The 16,720-nt window shown below is 63.1% G+C and carries 14 protein-coding genes; 10 read left to right on the top strand and 4 right to left on the bottom strand.

Translation table 11 applies throughout. The features are described 5' to 3' along the window. The first annotated feature begins 36 nt into the window (after positions 1-36). The 6 genes from nagZ to tatC all read left to right on the top strand — a co-directional run bounded on the left by nagZ (position 37) and on the right by tatC (position 4,114). On the top strand, positions 37-1,059 hold the full coding sequence (nagZ, locus tag ACFCW2_RS02070) for a beta-N-acetylhexosaminidase (protein ID WP_379547835.1): 1,023 nt from the start codon (positions 37-39) through the stop codon (positions 1,057-1,059). Further along, positions 1,056-1,868 (top strand): segregation and condensation protein A, encoded by an 813-nt coding sequence (locus ACFCW2_RS02065; protein WP_379547834.1) that lies wholly within the window; start codon positions 1,056-1,058, stop codon positions 1,866-1,868. The genes nagZ and ACFCW2_RS02065 overlap by 4 nt, the downstream gene beginning before the upstream one ends. Next, a complete protein-coding gene (scpB, locus tag ACFCW2_RS02060) occupies positions 1,865-2,515 on the top strand; it encodes an SMC-Scp complex subunit ScpB (protein ID WP_379547833.1) in 651 nt (216 codons plus the stop codon). The genes ACFCW2_RS02065 and scpB overlap by 4 nt, the downstream gene beginning before the upstream one ends. Positions 2,516-2,596: 81 nt before the next feature. Continuing rightward, positions 2,597-2,839 carry a twin-arginine translocase TatA/TatE family subunit gene (tatA, locus tag ACFCW2_RS02055; RefSeq protein ID WP_379547831.1) on the top strand — a complete coding sequence of 81 codons (243 nt, stop codon included), beginning with the start codon at positions 2,597-2,599 and terminating at the stop codon, positions 2,837-2,839. Between the two features lie 23 nt (positions 2,840-2,862). Then, positions 2,863-3,294 carry a Sec-independent protein translocase protein TatB gene (gene tatB / locus ACFCW2_RS02050; RefSeq protein WP_379547830.1) on the top strand — a complete coding sequence of 144 codons (432 nt, stop codon included), beginning with the start codon at positions 2,863-2,865 and terminating at the stop codon, positions 3,292-3,294. 1 nt (position 3,295) lies between these two features. Beyond that, on the top strand, positions 3,296-4,114 hold the full coding sequence (tatC, locus tag ACFCW2_RS02045; RefSeq protein WP_379547829.1) for a twin-arginine translocase subunit TatC: 819 nt from the start codon (positions 3,296-3,298) through the stop codon (positions 4,112-4,114). 148 nt (positions 4,115-4,262) lie between these two features. Here the strand turns inward: tatC and ACFCW2_RS02040 are convergent, their stop codons facing one another. From ACFCW2_RS02040 to ACFCW2_RS02025, 4 genes are all read right to left on the bottom strand, one after another. Beyond that, a complete protein-coding gene (locus tag ACFCW2_RS02040; RefSeq protein ID WP_379547827.1) occupies positions 4,263-4,490 on the bottom strand; it encodes a hypothetical protein in 228 nt (75 codons plus the stop codon). Positions 4,491-4,699: 209 nt separating this feature from the next. Further along, positions 4,700-4,924: a hypothetical protein gene (locus ACFCW2_RS02035; protein ID WP_379547826.1), complete on the bottom strand. Its 225-nt coding sequence runs from the start codon at positions 4,922-4,924 to the stop codon at positions 4,700-4,702. 196 nt (positions 4,925-5,120) lie between these two features. Continuing rightward, on the bottom strand, positions 5,121-6,773 hold the full coding sequence (locus ACFCW2_RS02030) for an amidohydrolase (RefSeq protein WP_379547824.1): 1,653 nt from the start codon (positions 6,771-6,773) through the stop codon (positions 5,121-5,123). Then, entirely contained in the window at positions 6,770-7,666 is an 897-nt protein-coding gene (locus tag ACFCW2_RS02025; protein WP_379547823.1) for an NAD(P)-dependent oxidoreductase, read from the bottom strand. The genes ACFCW2_RS02030 and ACFCW2_RS02025 overlap by 4 nt, the downstream gene beginning before the upstream one ends. Positions 7,667-7,805: 139 nt before the next feature. Here ACFCW2_RS02025 and ACFCW2_RS02020 point away from each other — a divergent pair, with 139 nt between their 5' ends. The 4 genes from ACFCW2_RS02020 (at position 7,806) to ACFCW2_RS02005 (ending at position 16,711) form a co-directional block, all read left to right on the top strand. Further along, positions 7,806-9,044 (top strand): threonine ammonia-lyase, encoded by a 1,239-nt coding sequence (locus ACFCW2_RS02020; RefSeq protein ID WP_379547821.1) that lies wholly within the window; start codon positions 7,806-7,808, stop codon positions 9,042-9,044. Between the two features lie 158 nt (positions 9,045-9,202). Then, positions 9,203-10,054 (top strand): arginyltransferase, encoded by an 852-nt coding sequence (locus tag ACFCW2_RS02015; protein WP_379547819.1) that lies wholly within the window; start codon positions 9,203-9,205, stop codon positions 10,052-10,054. 13 nt (positions 10,055-10,067) lie between these two features. Further along, complete coding sequence (locus ACFCW2_RS02010; protein ID WP_379547817.1) at positions 10,068-12,209, top strand: autotransporter assembly complex protein TamA; 2,142 nt, start codon at positions 10,068-10,070, stop codon at positions 12,207-12,209. Beyond that, positions 12,209-16,711 carry a translocation/assembly module TamB domain-containing protein gene (locus ACFCW2_RS02005; protein WP_379547815.1) on the top strand — a complete coding sequence of 1,501 codons (4,503 nt, stop codon included), beginning with the start codon at positions 12,209-12,211 and terminating at the stop codon, positions 16,709-16,711. Before ACFCW2_RS02010 ends, ACFCW2_RS02005 begins: the two co-directional genes overlap by 1 nt. The last annotated feature ends 9 nt before the right edge of the window (positions 16,712-16,720 follow it).

The following is a 16,720-nucleotide window of genomic DNA, read 5'->3' as shown; positions in this document are numbered from 1 at the left end:
TTGCAGGTCGCGGGGTTTCTTGCGACTCAGGCGGTCATGAAAACGCCCGCAATCTTCGGAGTTTCCGGCCCAGAACTGACGGCGGACGAGCGCGACTTTTTCCGCGACGCTGATCCTGCGGGCTATATCTATTTCGCGCGCAATTGCGAAAGCCGCGAACAGATGCGGCGGCTGAGCGATGACTTGCGCAGTATCCACGGGCGAGACCGGCTGATTATCTCGATCGATCAGGAGGGCGGACGCGTTGCGCGTATGAAACCGCCCGAATGGACCCGCTATCCTTCGGGCGAAGTGTTCTCAGGCCTGTATGACATTGCGCCTGCCAGCGCGATCGAAGCGGTGCGAGTAAACGCGCAGGCCATGGCGCTGGAATTGGCCGAGGTGGGCATCAGTGTGAATTATCATGCGCCCCTCGATGTTCGCCGCCCCGAAACCGATGATGCTATCGGGGACCGGGCCTTGGGCAGCGACCCGCAGCAGGTCGCGGCTCTGGGCCGGGCCTTGCTGAACGGGATGCAGCGCGGCGGCGTGATCGGCTGCCTTAAACATATGCCGGGCCATGGCCGGGCGACGTGCGATAGCCATCATGAAATGCCGGTGGTTGATGCTTTGCCAGAGGAACTGGAGATCGATATCGCGCCGTTCCGGGCTCTGTCCGATACGCCGGTGGGAATGAGCGCGCATATCGTCTTCAAGGCGTGGGATCCCGATCATCCGGCAACCCAGTCGCCCAAGGTCATCGGCGATATTATTCGCGGCGCAATCGGGTTCGACGGGCTGCTGCTGACCGACGATATCGATATGCAGGCGCTGGAAGGCTCGATTGCCGAGCGGTCGCAGCGCGCGCTGGCGGCAGGGTGCGATATCGCGCTCAATTGCTGGGCGAAAATGGACGATATGGTTGCGATTGCGGAAACCTGTCCGGTTCTGGATGGGGAAAGCCTCGCCCGGCTGGAACGGGTGCACGCAGCGATGGGTGCTCCCGACGCCGACGCGGAGCGCAACGAATTACTGGCCAAGCGCGATGCCCTGCTGGACGCTGCCGGGATCGCTGCATGAGCGAAGACGCTCTGATCCTCGGCCAGCCCGATACCGCGAAGGCTGGCGATGATTGGCAGGGCATTGCCGCGCCCGGCACCACGGATGAAGGCGCGCTCTATCTGGCGCTCGACGGGTGGGAAGGGCCGCTCGATCTGCTGCTCGATCTGGCGCGGCGGCAAAAGGTCGATCTGCGGCAGATTTCCATCCTCGCGCTGGTCGATCAATATCTCGGCTTTTTGGACCGGGCGAAAGAACTGAAGCTGGAGTTGGCGGCGGATTATCTCGTGATGGCGGCGTGGCTTGCCTATCTCAAATCCGCCATGCTCCTGCCGAAGGAAGAGCAGGAAGACCCAAGCCCCGAAGAGCTCGCTCTGCGGCTTCAATTGCGGCTTCAGCGGCTGGGCGCGATGCGCGAAGCGGCGGCGCGGCTGATGGCGCGGGACAGGCTGGGCCGCGATGTGTTCGTGCGCCCGTCGCCGGAGGGACTGCGGATCGACCGCAAAACGCAGTGGAAATGCGAATGGTTCGATGTGGTGCAGGCCTATGGGCAGGTGAAGGCACGCACTGCGCCGGCCGTCCATATGGTGCGGGATCGCCCGGTGATGACGCTCGACAGCGCGTTGGACCGCGTGTCCGCCATGCTGGGCGTCACGCTCGACTGGATTGCGCTGGAAGACTTCCTGCCCCCGCATGCCGAACCGCAGCTGCGCCGCTCCGCGATGGCATCCAGCTTTGTCGCAGCGCTGGAGCTGGCGCGGCTGGGCAAGGCAGAAATGGCGCAGGAAGAGATTTTCGGGCCCTTGAGGCTCAGGCGGATCAGGGCATGAGCGAGACCCCCGACGAGCTCCACCGCGCTATCGAAGCAACGCTGTTTGCCAGCGAGGAGCCGATGACTGTGGATGCATTGGCGGTGCATCTGGGCGGAGCGGCGGCTGGCGATGTGCGCGAAGGCTTGCGCGCCCTGACCGGCCATTACGAAAAACGCGGCATATCGCTGGTGGAGCGGGCGGGACGCTGGCATTTCCAGACGGCCCCCGATCTAGCGCATATTCTCCGGCGTGAGCAGGAACAGGTCCGCCGCCTGAGCCGTGCTGGCACCGAAGTGCTGGCCATTATCGCCTATCATGAACCTGTCAGCCGGGCCGAAATCGAGGCGATACGCGGGGTGCAGACAGCGAAGGGCACGCTCGATGTGCTGATGGAGGCAGGCTGGGTGCGCGCTGCCGGACGGCGCGAAGTGCCGGGGCGCCCGGTGATCTATGCGACCACGCCCGATTTTCTTGCGCATTTCGGGCTGGCCAGTCGCCGCGATCTGCCGGGGATCGATGAGCTGCGCGCTTCGGGCCTGCTCGATCCGGTGGATGATGCCTATGACGCGCTGACAGGCGAAGCGGACGATCCGGATGCGGCATCCGATTCTGTAACATCGGGCGAACTCGCGCCGAATGACGAGCAGGCGGACGACGCGCTCTGATACGCGTCTGCCACTTGCGAGACTGGCGCAAGAGCGGCGGAGCGCCTATGTTACTTCCGCAATCTTATTTGGAGACGTCCCATGGGACAAATCGGCATCTGGCAAATCGTTATCGTGGCAATCGTGATCCTCGTCCTGTTCGGGCGCGGACGTATTTCCGAAATGATGGGCGATTTCGGCAAGGGCGTGAGCAGCTTTAAAAAGGGGCTGAATGACGACGAGAAGCCGGCAGACGACACTTCCGCCCGCATCACCGGGCCCGGCGTCGATACTCCTGCGGTCAACGAAACCAAACCGGCCGAGCCTGCCGACAAGAACGCCTGAGGCGCGCCTGAAAGGCTGATCCCATGTTCGATATCGGCGCGACCGAGCTGTTGGTGATCGCCATCGTTGCCGTGTTGGTGATCGGGCCGAAGGATCTGCCTCTGGCGATGCGCACAGCGGGCCGCTGGATTGGCAAGTTCCGCCGCACCACCGCCCATTTCCGCACCGGGATAGACGCCATGGTGCGCGAGGCGGAGATGGAAGATCTGGACAAGAAATGGCGCGAGCAGAACGCCAAGATCATGGCCCAGTATCCCGATGACCAGTATCCTGACGACCAGCATTCCGAAGACCAACATGCCGATCAGGAGATGGTCCCGTTGAACGAGCAGCCCGGTGCCATGTCGGCCGCCGAAGCGCGGGAAGCGCAGGTGAAGCTGAAGGAAGAACCGGCGACCGATGGCGCAAAGACGCCGGAAGCCCCGGACGCACCATCTGCCGCGAAGCAGAGCTGAAATGATGGCCGACAAACAGATCGCGGATGACGGGCTCGACGCAACGCAGGCACCGCTGCTCGATCATCTGATCGAATTGCGAACGCGTCTGGTGCGGGCCGTCGCCGCGCTGGCCGTGGCATTCGGCATCTGCTTCTATTTTGCCGACAATATTCTGGCGTTTCTGGCCAAGCCGCTGACCGATGCCTTTCCGGCAGGCGAGGGGCGGCTGATCTATACCAAGCTTTATGAAGTGTTTTTCGTCGAGCTGAAGGTGGCCCTGTTTGCCGCGTTCTGTTTCAGCTTTCCGATCATCGCAAACCAGCTCTGGGCGTTCATTGCGCCCGGCCTCTATGCCCGCGAGAAGCGCGCTTTCCTGCCGTTCTTGTTTGCAACCCCGATCCTGTTCACCGCTGGGGCCTCGCTCGCCTACTTCGTGGTTATGCCCACGGCGTTCCGATGGTTTCTCGGTTTCGAGGGGCAATCGGGCGGGCTGGATATTCAGGCTTTGCCTGCGGCGGGCGATTATCTGAGCCTGGTGATGCAGTTCATTCTGGCATTCGGGATCAGTTTCCTGCTGCCCGTCCTGCTGTTGCTTCTGAACCGCGCAGGCATTGTCAGCCGTGCGCAACTGGCGAAGGCCCGGCGGTATGTGATTGTCGGTGTGGTGGCGGTTGCGGCGATTGTCACACCGCCGGATCCGGGCTCGCAGCTGATCCTCGCGCTGCCGCTTTATATCCTCTTCGAGGGCTCGTTGCTGCTGATGCGGATGGGTGAGCGCAAGCGGGCGAAAGAGGAAGCCTCCGACCAGACGACAGAAGCTAACGCCGAAAAGGCCTGATCGATATCGAGGTGATGGGGCGGAGGCGATAGGTCTCGCACCCGGCACTGCGCTTCAAGGGGCTGGCGCGCCACCCTGCGGATCGAGCGCACAAAAAAAGCGGAGCCCGAAGGCCCCGCTTTCTTTAAACTTCGAAACTGTTTGAGGCTTACGCGCTCAGCGAGTCGTCGTCGTCGCCGCCGGCTGCGATCAGAATGCCGCCGATCACAGCTGCTGCTGCGAGGATAGCGAGGATGATGCCGCCGCCGTCGCTGTCATCGCCGAAAGCGCTGGCTTCGGTGACAGGTGCGGAACGCTCGAATGCAACTTCAGCAGCAACCGGTGCGGTTGCCAGCGAAATTGCCGCAGCAGCTGCTGCAAGAGTGCGAATCTTCATTTTGGTACTCTCCATGGACTCAATAAACTCGTGAATTACAGCGCTTCTTTAATGTCGTGCGCGATACCCTGCAACCCCGATATGGCGATTAACCGTGACCTTCCTGCCACAGGTCGCCGAAATTGGCGCGGGTCGGGCAAAACGACAACGGGGACCCGCACAGTTTGCGCGAGCCCCCGTCGGTGTATCAATCGATTCTGTCTGTGCGCTTAAGCGCTCAGGGCGTCATCGTCATCGCCGTCTGCAATCAGGATCACACCGGCGATAACCGCCGCCAAACCGAGAATGTAAAAAATTGCATTGCCGCCGGCAAAGTCACCGACTTCGCTGGATGCGGCGACCGGCTGGGTGCGCTCGGCAGAGGCTTCAGCCATTACGGGGGACGCTGCAAGGCCGATTGCGGCGGTTGCGAGCGCGAGTTTACGGAATGCCATCGGGGTATTCTCCAATTCAAAATTAAAGGGCAGGGGTGCCCGGAATGTCGTTAGGCGACCGGAAAAGGAAGTTTCGCATCGGTTTACGCCGACGCGATACGTCCCGTCACATACCTTGCTAAACATGGAGTTAAAGCGGACGTTCCCGCTTATCGGTGGATTGGTGTGCTAATCCGACCAACTGCATCATTTGCGTCTATTCGGCGGAAAATACCTTTTCACCGGCGATCCACGTTTCCAGCACGCGTGTCGCCCGCAGTTCGGCGGGCGAGGCGAACAGGGGATCGCGGTCCACGAAGAGGAAGTCGGCCCGCTCGCCTTCGACCAGCCGGCCAAAGCGACCCTCGGCAAAGCCGGCATAGGCGGCGTCCTGCGTGAATGCCTTCAGCGCATCTTCGCGTGATACGGCCTCCATCGGCAGCCAGCCGCCGAATGGCTGGCCGTTCGCGTCTTCTCTGGTGAAGGCCGTCGCCAGTCCGGCTTGCGGATCGGGCGATTCGACCGGAGCGTCCGACCCGAAGGCCAACCGTGCGCCGGTCCTGGAAATGCTGTTCCATGCATAGGCGCCGCCCAGCCGGTCTGGACCAAGCCGTGCCTCTGCCATCAGACGGTCAGAAGTCTGGTGCACGGGCTGCATCGACGCGATGATGCCGTGCTCGCCAAACCGCGCCAGATCGGCGGGGGACACGATCTGGGCATGCTCGATCCGCCAGCGCCGGTCGCCGTCATAGGTGTCGCTCAGCTCTTCGATGGCGCTCAGCAGCTCGGCATTGGCAGCATCGCCGATGGCGTGCGCGGCAACCTGAAAATTGTCCATCGCCGCGCGGCTCATCAGGTTCCTGACTTGCGAGGGCGAGAGGAACGGCAGCCCGGTATTGCCTGGATCATCGGCATAAGGCGCCTTCAGCCAAGCCCCGCGCGAGCCCAGCGCCCCGTCGAGATAGAGCTTTACGCCGCCCAGACGCAGGCGGTCATCATAGAGCCACGGCGTCGGGCGCGGGCCGGCAATGGCCTCCATCGCTTCCACCCCGGCCGCATAGGCCATGATGCGCAGTTTGAGGCGACCTTCATCGCCCGCGCGCCGCATGGTCTGCCAGTCTTCCAGAGTGGTGCCCATATCGGCAGCCGCCGTGATCCCGAAGGAGAGCAGCCTTTCCTGCGCCTTGGCCAGCGCGGCGTCGCGATCCTTTGGGCGCGGTTCGGGGATGATTTTCGTCACCAGACCGCCAGCGGCGTCGATGAACACGCCGGATGGCGCGCCCGAGGGCAGGCGCTCGATCCGTCCGCCGGACACTTCCTCGGTCTGCGCCGAAACGCCCGCACGCTCCATCGCCAGCGAATTGGCCCAGCCCGCATGGCCATCAACGCGCTCCAGATAGACGGGCCGGTCCGAAACGACCTGATCCAGATCGGCGGCCGTTGGAAAGCGCCCGAGACCCCATTTTTCCTGATTCCAGCCGCCACCCAATATCCACGGGCGACCGGGGTTTTCTTCGGCATAGGCGGCAATCTTCGCTTGGGCTTCGGCCAGTGATGTGGTGTCGGAAAGGTCCAGCGTCAGCGCGCCGAAGCCGACGCCCATGACATGGAGATGCGCATCGATCAGGCCCGGCATCAGCACGCGGCCTTCTCCGTCCAACCGGAAATCGGTGTCGGGCCGATCGTCGCGCCGGTCCAGCACTTCCTTCACCCGGCCATCATCGTCGATCCACAGCCCTGTGAACCGGTCGACTTTGCCGTCGGCATCGATGCGAATTCCGTCGACATTATCGACCAGCAAATCGGCCAGCGCAGGGCTGGGCAGAGCCAGCGCAGCGAGGGCAGCAAGCGAAACAGGAATACGGTTCATGTCGGCGTGTTTCCTTTGGGAAGGCGGCGGATGAGGGCGCTGGTGTCTTGCCGTGCGCCGCCCATGGCCTGAATTTCTGCGTAGAATTGATCGACCAGCGCGCTGACCGGGGAAGACAGGCCGAGCCGCTTCGCTTCATCGAGCGCGTAGCCCAAATCCTTGCGCATCCAGTCGATGGCGAAGCCGAAATCGAACTCGTCCTGCGCCATGGTCGCCCAGCGATTGTCCATCTGCCAGCTTTGCGCTGCACCGCCGCTGATCGCTTCGAAGACCTTGTCCGTGTCCAAACCGGAGGCCTGCGACAGGCGGATGGCTTCGGACAATCCGGCAAGTGTTCCCGCGATACACATCTGGTTCGCCATCTTGGCCGTCTGTCCGGCCCCGACGTCGCCGACATGCACGATCCGCGCGGCGTAGCTTTGCATCACCGGCTCGGCGCGCGTGAAATCGTCGGCGGAGGCCCCGCACATGATCGCTAGCTTGCCGTTCTCGGCCCCCGCTTGCCCGCCTGAGACAGGGGCGTCGACGAAGCCGATTTCCCTGCCTGCCGCCTCGCCGGCCACCCGTCGGGCCATGGCAGCCGAGGTGGTGGTGTGGTCGATCAGCAGAGCGCCGCTGGACATAGCGGCCAAGGCACCTTTCGGGCCGAGGACCACCTGCGCCAGATCATCGTCATTGCCGACACAGGCCGCCACAATGTGCGCGCCTTCCACGGCTTCCGCGATGGTTGCAAAGGCCTGCGCGTCCGTGCTTTGCCGGTCCGCCCAATCGCTGCGCCGTTGCTCCGAACGGTTCCACGCTGTCACCGTATATCCGGCCGCTGCAAGGTGCCCGGCCATCGGCCCACCCATCACGCCAAGGCCGAGGAAAGCAATCGTTCTCTCTTGTGTCATCGGCGAAGGCGGTAATGGCTTCCTGCTTGCCTGCCAATGACCAAGCGGCCTGACCCCACCATAAAGGGGCCGCGATAATCCACCGCAGTGCAGTCTGGACATTGCGCGCATCCGCCCCCGCGCCTAGGGCGCTTGCTCTATGAGCACTCCGGACCAAGACGCGCTGAAGGCGCTGACTCTCGACGATGTGAAAGCCGCTGCCGAGCGAATCAAGGGCGCGGTCGTGCACACGCCGACCATGCATTCGATCACGCTGTCCAATATCAGCGGCGCTGACATCTGGCTGAAGTTTGAAAACCTTCAATTCACGGCGGCCTATAAGGAGCGCGGGGCGCTCAATGCGTTGCTCCAGCTGAGTGACGATCAACGCAATAGGGGCGTGATCGCGGCATCGGCCGGCAATCACAGCCAGGGCCTTTCCTATCACGGTACCCGCCTCGGCGTTCCGGTCACGATTGTCATGCCCCGGCCCACCCCGGTGGTGAAGGTGATGCAGACCGAAAGCGTCGGCGGTGAAGTTCTGCTGGAAGGAGAAACCTTCGACGAGGCCTATGCCTATGCGCGGCAGCTGGAGAAGGAGCGCGGGCTGACCTTCGTGCACCCGTTCGATGATCCGCACGTGGCGGCGGGCGCGGGCACTGTGGCGCTGGAAATGTTCGAGGACATGCCGGATCTGGACTGTATCGTCACGCCGATTGGCGGGGGCGGTCTGATGTCCGGCATGGCAACGGTTGCCCGTGCGCTCAAGCCGGAGATGGAAGTGGTGGGCGTTGAAGCGGCGCTCTATCCCTCCATGCGCAACAAGCTGGAGCAAGAGGGCTCCCCGTGCGGCGGAGACACTTTGGCCGAGGGCATCGCGGTTAAAGAGCCGGGCGTTTTCACTTCGAAGATCATTGCCGACCGGGTCGATGAAATTCTGCTGGTTGACGAAGCCGCTCTGGAGAATGCTGTCTCGCTGTTATTGCAGATCGAGAAGACGGTGGTCGAGGGGGCGGGTGCCGCCGGTCTCGCTGCCGTGCTGGCTAATCCGGAGCGGTTTGCCGGACGGAAAATCGGGCTCGTGCTATGCGGCGGCAATATCGATTCCCGCCTGCTGGCCAATGTGCTGCTGCGCGATCTGGCGCGCGCCGGACGGCTCGCCCGCTTGCGGATCACTCTGCAGGACCGGCCCGGTGCCCTGTACAAGGTGATGGGCGAATTCGATGCGCACAATGTCAATATTATCGAGATTTATCATCAGCGTATCTTCACCAACCTACCCGCCAAGGGGCTGATCACCGATATCGAATGCGAGGCCCGCGATGCCGAGCAGCTCGATTTGCTGGTCCAGTCGCTGCGCGCAAAAGGGTATACAGTCAGCCCCGTCGAACTGGCCTGACGCGCGGGGCAAGAGAATCGTAATTGTTGAAAGTAATCAATCGTTAACCGCGTTTCGTGGTTAAGAACCTTTTACCGGCGCTCTCGCTTTGCAATAAGGTTGGCCAAGTCGGCGAAACGATTCTGTGAACCGGCGTAGAGGATCAGACCCGCTCACCCGTGACCGCGCCCGTTCGCTTCCCCCGCTTTTTCGTGACCAGCCCGGCACCGTGCCCCTATCTTGAGGGGAAGACGGAGCGGAAGGTGTTCACCGAGCTTAAGGGCCCCCATGCGGAGCATCTGAACGAAGCACTGGGCCGCATCGGGTTTCGCCGCAGCCAGACGGTGGCCTATCGTCCCAGCTGCGCCGGGTGTCAGGCCTGCGTGTCGGTGCGGGTGGCGGCGGAGGCTTTCAGGCCATCGAATTCCCAGAAGCGCAATGTGAAGCGCAACAGCGATCTGGTGGCGACCGAATGCCGCCCCTGGGCGACCGACGAGCAGTTCGATCTGCTGCGCCGCTATCTTTCCCATCGGCATCCCGAAGGCGGGATGAGCGCCATGGAGGAGATGGATTATGCGGACATGGTGGAACATACTCCGGTTTCAAGTTATGTAGTAGAGTACAGGGAGCCATCGACAGATGGTCAACCGGGTCGTTTGGTTGGTGCTTGTCTCACGGATCGTCAGTCTGACGGTCTGTCGATGATCTACAGCTTCTTCGATCCCGCGCATGAACAACGATCGGGTCTAGGCAATTACATCATTCTTGATCACATTCGGCGGGCTGCGGCGGACGGGCTCCCGTTCGTCTACCTTGGCTATTGGGTCAAAGGATCGGGCCGGATGGAATACAAGATCCGCTATCGCCCGATCGAAACTCTCGGCCCCGAAGGATGGCAGCGGATGGACACTGCCGAGCAAGACTCTCTCATCCGCGCTTCGCTGGCCACCAAAGACACTCCGACAACAGCACCTGACGAAGCTGGCGAGCCTGTGCGACAGGACAGCTTCGTCTTCAGCACCGCGGGCTAAATCTGCTGAATCCTTGCGATTGTCGCTTACGGCGGCGTGGGGCGGTTCGCTTGCGCTGCTGATGCAGTCGGCTCCCTCGTCTGCGCAAAGTCTCGAAGATCTCATACCCGACAGCGCTGTCGAAAACCCTGAAGAATGGGCGAGCGACGGCACTGGTCCCGAGCCTGTTACTGCCAATGGCGAAGCCTTCGCTCCGCCGGAACCCGACACACCGCTGGCCGATCTGCCGCAAATGACAGTGGGCTGGCCCGACGCGCTGGACATTCCTGACCTCGAGCCGTTGAAGCCTGATGATGATGTCCGTTTCGCCGATCTGGGCGAGGACCCCGTCTTCACCCCGCCGCAAGGGCCGGTGATCGATCTCACGGACTCGCTGGCCATCAGCTTCCCGCGCGAACGGGCGCTGTTTCCGGTTCAGGACGAATTCCTCGACCGCTTCCGCGCGCTGTCGGCGATCGAGGCCTATGACGATGGCGACGGCAACAGCAATGTCGCCCAGCTGACCGCACGCGCCCGCTCCGACGAAGAATTGCTGCGCACGATGCTGCGCGTTTACGGCTATTACGATGCGCAAATTGTCCGCTCGGTTGTCGTTGTAGACGGTGACAGCGACGGAGACGGTGTCAGCGAAGCACCGCCCAAAGTGCGCTTCGATATCATTCCCAGCACCCGCTACCGGTTCGGCGCGATCGATCTGGGGCAGCTGGATCAGGCGCCGGACTTTACCGAATTGCGCGCCGCGTTTGAAATCCAGTCGGGCGATTACCTCTCCAGCGACAAAATAGTGCAGGAGCAATTCGATCTCGATCTGGCATTGGGCGAGCTCGGCTATCCCTTCGCGGCGATTGATGCGCCCGAATTGCTGATCGACCATGCGCGGGTCGAGGGCGATCTGACCATGCCGGTGCAGCCAAACGGCAAATACGAATTTGGCGGGGTGACTTCCAGCCTGCCCGATTTCCTGTCCGGCAAGCACTTGCAAACCATCGCAAGGTTCGATCCCGGCGACACGTACAAGCGCTCTATCGAGCAGGATTTGCGCCGGGCCATTACAGCCACCGGGCTGGTGTCTTCGGTCAGCATAACCCCGCGCGAGACAGAGGCACCCACGCCGGGCAATCCGGGGACGGTGGAGCTGGATGTCGAACTGACCAAGGCGGAGCTGCGGACGATTGCGGGCGCGATTGGCTACGGGTCGGAAGAAGGCTTCCGGGTCGAGGCGAGCTGGGAACATCGCAATCTGTTCCCACCGGAAGGCTCCCTCAAAATCCGCGGAATTGCCGGAACGCAGGAGCAGCTGGCAGGCATCACTTTCCGGCGAAACAATTTCCTCGGGCGCGACCGCATATTGAGCGTCGACGCCTATGCCAGCACCATCGACAGCCCGGCTTTCGACGCGCGCACCATCGCGTTTCTGGCGACCTATGAGCGTATTTCGACCTTGCTGTTCCAGAAGCCGCTCAGCTGGAGCGCGGGTCTCGAACTGGTCGCAACGCAGGAGCGTCCGCCTGTTGTCGAGGGCGAGATTGCCCAGCCGCGCGAGACATTCTTCGTGGCCGCTCTGCCGCTGTTTGCGCAGATCGATACCAGCGACGATCTGCTCGACCCGACCGAGGGTTTCCGCCTGTCTGGCCGCCTGTCGCCGGAAGTGTCGCGCAACAACGGCGTGCAGAGCTTCTACCTGCGCGGGCGGGCTGATGCGTCCCATTATCAGCGGGTCAATGACAAGGTCGTGCTCGCCGGACGCGCCGCCTATGGTGCCATCCCGGGCACAAATATCGACAATATCGCGCCCTCGCGCCGCTATTACGCAGGCGGTGGCGGCTCGGTGCGCGGCTACGGATTCCGCCAGATCGGCCCGCGTGACGAGGATGACGAGCCGACCGGCGGACGGTCCGTGCTGGAGGTGGCAGCAGAAGCGCGCATCCGCACCGGCTTCCTCGACGGGGCGGTGTCGGTTGTCCCATTTGTCGATGCCGGAACGGTGGGCACCGGGCTGACGCCGGACCTTGACGAGTTCCGTATCGGGGTGGGCGTAGGGGTGCGCTACCACACCGGCTTCGGACCGGTGCGCGTGGATGTGGGCGTGCCGCTCAATCCCGGCCCCGATGACAATCCTGTCGCTGTCTATGTCTCGCTGGGTCAGGCCTTCTGATGGCGCAGGACGCGGATACGCCGCAAGATGACGGGAAGAACGAGAAATCCGGCGGGCCGGATATCGCTGCAGCGCTCGGCATCGATATCCATCCCAACTTCGTCACCCGCCGGTGGAAGCGCATTCTTGTTATCGGCTTTGCACTGATCCTCTTGGTCGGGGCAGGCTTCATGGCGTTTCTGAACACCGCGCCGGGCACGGACTTTGTGCGCGACACGGTCAATCGTCAGGATTTCGGCACGCTGGATGTGGAAATCGGCGACATCGAGGGCAGCCTCTACGGCACACCGGTTTTCACCGATGTCGTATTGAAAACCTACGATCCGGTCATTGATCCGGAGACACAGGAACCGGTTGACGGCGAACGTGGCAAGCTCGCTCTGCACGTCGTGATCGATGAGATGGAGGCCGATGCCGACCTGCTGCTGTATCTGCGCAGCAGCCTGCCCGACGTCATTGTCAGTGGCCTGGACCCGGGCATCGCGCGGCTGATTGGTCTGGATCACCGCGAAACCAGCTCCGAACTGCGCCTGCGCGAAGTGGACATCAAGAGTGGCCGCCTGGTCAATCTGGTGTCGGGCGAGGAGGTCGCGTCCGAAGGGTCTCCCATTCCCGATCTGCCGGTGACGATCGAGACATTGAAAGTCGCCAATTTCGATATCCTGCCCGGCGTGCTCGACCCCGAAGGGAACCTGCCAGAAGAGGCGATCCGCGTCGCGCTTGATACCAATATCATCCTGCGCGACGGGCGCGCGCTTGCGAAAGGCAGCGGCGCACTGGGCGACGATCGCTTCGCAATGGATATCAATTTCAAGCCTGCAGTGGAGGAAAGCGACCCGACCGAGTTCGATCTGTTCCTCGATGTGACGGCCACGCAGGGCGGGCCGATCACGGCACTGGCTGGCTTGGACGGTGACTTCCGCCTGCAGATCAAGGGCGACGGGCAGACAAGAGATGGCGGCGCGCGAGATAACTGGCTCGGCCACGCGCTTGCCAGCAGGGGCGATGACAGGATTGGCGCGTTCCGGATCGTCAAGCGGGGCGAGCGGTTCGAGATTGCGGGCCTCGCCGATCCCACACCCTTCGTTGAAGGTATTCCGGCTGAGGCTTTGGGCAGTCAGGTAGCGGTCGGCCTTGCCGGGACATTGAGCACTACGCCAATTGCCAATCCGCAAAGCTGCGGAGAGGGCAATTCGGCAGAGGGTGGCAGAGGCGATGCGATATGCCAGCTGTTCAATGGCGGGATAGCCCTGCGCGGCCAGGGCCTGCGCGCGAGCGGCGATGGCGCGTTCGATCTCACCAATTTGCGGTTTCAGGACTTTGCCGTGACGGCCGATTTGCTGGACCCGAACCTGCTGGGCGAGACAGCCACACTCGAAGGGCTGGCGCTGAGCGGTACGGTCAATGGAGCTCTCAGCGAAATAGACTTCGATCACGTGCTGGAAGCGCAGCGTATCGCGGCGGGCACCACCCTGCTCGAAAATGTCCGGCAAGAAGGCGTGGCGCGGGTTCGCGGCGGGGACATCACATTGCTGGTCGATGCCGATTTCGGCCAAATCGTGACTGGCAATCCGATGGCGGACGAACGGCTGGCCAATGGCACAGTTGCGGGCGAATTCCGCTATTCCGGCGACAGCGTGGTTTCGGACGCCATCGACATCGCTTTCCCCGGAGCGACTGCGCGGCTCAGTCTCGATGCCAATCTCGCCAGCCAGTCGCTACGCTTGCGCGGGCCGGCGGCAATCAACCGCGTGCCGGTCGAAACGCTTGGCGTGGTCAATGGCGGCGGACAGATCGATTTCGCCTATGCGGGAACCGGCGGATGGACGCTGGATGCGGATTTCGACGCGGCAGTCCCGCTGGTGACCAATGATACCATCGCCAATCTGGCGGGGCCGCGTCTGGATCTCGCAGGCGGGGTCAGTCTTGGCAGCGCCGGGCCGATCACTTTCCGGCAGGTCCGGCTGGATTCGCGTGATCTCGATCTGGTGCTGGATGGCCGGGTCGACGAGGGCTCGACCTCCGTCGCGGGCAGGGGACGCCACACGCAATATGGCGCGTTCACCGTCGATGCGGCGCTGCGCGATAACGGGCCGGAAGCCACATTGGTGTTCGCAGATCCGTTGCCCGCTGCGGGCCTCAAAGATGTGCGGGTGGCCCTCTCGCCGACCGTCGAAGGTTTCGCGATCGCGACCGAGGGCCAGTCGATGCTCGGCGCGTTCGAGGGCCAGCTTGGCCTCGTGTCTCCCGCCGATGGTCCCACAGTGATCGCCATCGAGCAGTTGACTGTTTCGGAGACGCTGGTGACGGGCGATCTGCAATTGGCGGATGGCGGAGCGCTGGGCGAACTGGCGCTGGTGGGCGGCGGCGTCGACGGCACCATTATTCTCGCACCGCGCGGCGGCGGGCAGGGCTTCGACGTCAGTCTGAACGCCGACAATGCGCGCTTCGGCGGTGCAACACCGATTAGCATCGCCCGCGCTCGCCTGAATGGCAGCGGCGTGTTTGCCGGAGGCATCTCCGATAGCAACACGACCGCCGAAGCGACGATGACCGCGCAAGGGGTAAGCTACGGCTCAATCTTCATCGGACGCATGGCGGCCAATGCGCAGCTGAGGAACGGGCAGGGCGAAGTGACCGCCTCGCTCAGTGGCCGCCGGGGTAGCCGGTTTGCACTGCAATTGAACGGCCAGATCGCGCCCGAGCGGATCGCTGTGGCCGCGCGCGGGGAATATGGCGGGGAGCGGATTTCCATGCCGCGCCGCGCAGTGCTGACGCCTGACGGTGATGGCTGGGCATTGGCCCCTACGCAGGTGAATTTCGATGGCGGCACCGCGATGGTGGAGGGCAACTTTGGCGGGCCGAGGACCCGCTTCGCATTGGGTCTGGATGATGTGCCGCTCTCGCTTGTCGATGTGGCCGTGGCCGATCTGGGCCTTGGCGGGACCATTTCCGGCTCGGTCGTTTATGACGCCCCCGCAAGAGGACTGCCCAGCGGCGAAGCAGAGGTGAAAATCGATGACCTGACCCGCTCTGGCCTTGTGTTGGCATCGCGCCCGATAGACCTCTCGCTGGTCGGAAAACTGACGGCAGACCGGCTTGAAGCCCGCGCGGTGCTCGACGATGATGGCGGACAGCGGGGCCGGGTGCAGATGCTGGTCAGCAATATGCCGTCCAGCGGCGATATCGTCTCGCGTTTGCAGAGCGGCGATCTGCTGGCGCAGCTGCGCTACCAAGGCCCTGCCGCCGCTCTGTGGCGTCTCGCAGCTATTGACGCGTTCGACTTCACCGGCCCGACTTCTGTCGCGGCGGATGTGACCGGCACATTGGCTGATCCCCAATTGCGCGGCTCGCTCGCCAGCGACGGCTTGCGTGTGCAGAGCGCGCTGTCGGGTACCGATATTCGTGACGTTTCCGTGCGCGGCAATTTCGCCGGATCGCGCCTGCGCCTCACCCGCTTTGCCGGCACCGCATCCAATGGCGGGGCTGTCAGCGGCAGCGGATTTATCGATCTTGCCAATCTGGGTGCGGGCAAAGGGCCCGAGATCGACCTGCGGGTCGCGGCAAGGAATGCCAAACTGCTCGATGCGCAGGGCCTCAGCGCCACGCTCACCGGACCGCTGCGGATCGTCTCCAATGGTGTCGGCGGGACCATTGCCGGGCGCGTCCAGATCGACCGGGCGAGCTGGAAATTCGGCACGGCGGCAGAGGACGTCTCTCTCCCGGTCATCGCCACGCGCGAAGTCAATTTGCCGTTCGACATTGCTCCTGCCGCTGCGCCCAGTGCGCCATGGCGCTATCTGATCAATGCCACCGCGCCCAGCCGGGTCGATGTGGACGGGATGGGGCTGGATACCGAATGGAGCGCCGATATCCGCCTGCGCGGCACCACGGACGATCCGCGTATCGGCGGCGAAGCGCGGGTGGTGCGCGGATTCTACACCTTCGCCGGGACGCGTTTCGAGCTGACGCGCGGGCGGATCGATTTCGATGAGAATGGCCCGATCGACCCGCAGCTTGATATCATTGCAGAAACCGAAAGCGCGGGCGTCGATGTCGAGGTCTCGGTGCAGGGTAATGGCCTAAATCCGGAAATCAGCTTCAGCTCCAATCCCGCTCTGCCGGAGGAGGAAATCCTTGCGCGCTTGCTGTTTGGCGGCTCGATCACCGATCTGTCGGCCACCGATGCGGTGCAACTGGGCGCGGCTCTGGCCTCGTTGCGCGGTGGGGGAGGCGGGCTCGACCCGATCAACCAGCTGCGCACGGCGATCGGGCTAGACCGTCTGCGCATTGTCGGGGCCGACCCCGCGCTCAATCGCGGCACCGGCGTGGCGCTGGGCAAGAATTTCGGACGCCGGTTCTATGTCGAGCTGATTACCGACGGGCGCGGATACACCGCAACCGAGGTGGAGTTCCGGGTGAGCAGCTGGCTCTCGCTGTTGGCAGCGGTTTCGAGCATCGGGCGCGAAAGCGCAGTGGTCGAGGTCAGCCGCGACTACTAGGCAGCGGCG

This window comes from Qipengyuania algicola, assembly GCF_042492175.1.
Lineage (GTDB): Bacteria > Pseudomonadota > Alphaproteobacteria > Sphingomonadales > Sphingomonadaceae > CAJXSN01.
This window is presented reverse-complemented; position numbering and strand designations above follow the sequence as displayed.

Excerpts from the sequence above, each read along its gene's own strand:
- ACFCW2_RS02025 (WP_379547823.1), bottom strand. The coding sequence starts at position 7,666 with ATGACACAAGAGAGAACGATTGCTTTCCTCGGCCTTGGCGTGATGGGT.
- ACFCW2_RS02040 (WP_379547827.1), bottom strand. The coding sequence starts at position 4,490 with ATGAAGATTCGCACTCTTGCAGCAGCTGCTGCGGCAATTTCGCTGGCA.
- ACFCW2_RS02020 (WP_379547821.1), top strand. The coding sequence starts at position 7,806 with ATGAGCACTCCGGACCAAGACGCGCTGAAGGCGCTGACTCTCGACGAT.
- ACFCW2_RS02005 (WP_379547815.1), top strand. The coding sequence starts at position 12,209 with ATGGCGCAGGACGCGGATACGCCGCAAGATGACGGGAAGAACGAGAAA.
- nagZ (WP_379547835.1), top strand. The coding sequence starts at position 37 with ATGAAAACGCCCGCAATCTTCGGAGTTTCCGGCCCAGAACTGACGGCG.
- ACFCW2_RS02065 (WP_379547834.1), top strand. The coding sequence starts at position 1,056 with ATGAGCGAAGACGCTCTGATCCTCGGCCAGCCCGATACCGCGAAGGCT.
- ACFCW2_RS02035 (WP_379547826.1), bottom strand. The coding sequence starts at position 4,924 with ATGGCATTCCGTAAACTCGCGCTCGCAACCGCCGCAATCGGCCTTGCA.
- scpB (WP_379547833.1), top strand. The coding sequence starts at position 1,865 with ATGAGCGAGACCCCCGACGAGCTCCACCGCGCTATCGAAGCAACGCTG.
- tatA (WP_379547831.1), top strand. The coding sequence starts at position 2,597 with ATGGGACAAATCGGCATCTGGCAAATCGTTATCGTGGCAATCGTGATC.
- tatC (WP_379547829.1), top strand. The coding sequence starts at position 3,296 with ATGATGGCCGACAAACAGATCGCGGATGACGGGCTCGACGCAACGCAG.
- ACFCW2_RS02030 (WP_379547824.1), bottom strand. The coding sequence starts at position 6,773 with ATGAACCGTATTCCTGTTTCGCTTGCTGCCCTCGCTGCGCTGGCTCTG.
- tatB (WP_379547830.1), top strand. The coding sequence starts at position 2,863 with ATGTTCGATATCGGCGCGACCGAGCTGTTGGTGATCGCCATCGTTGCC.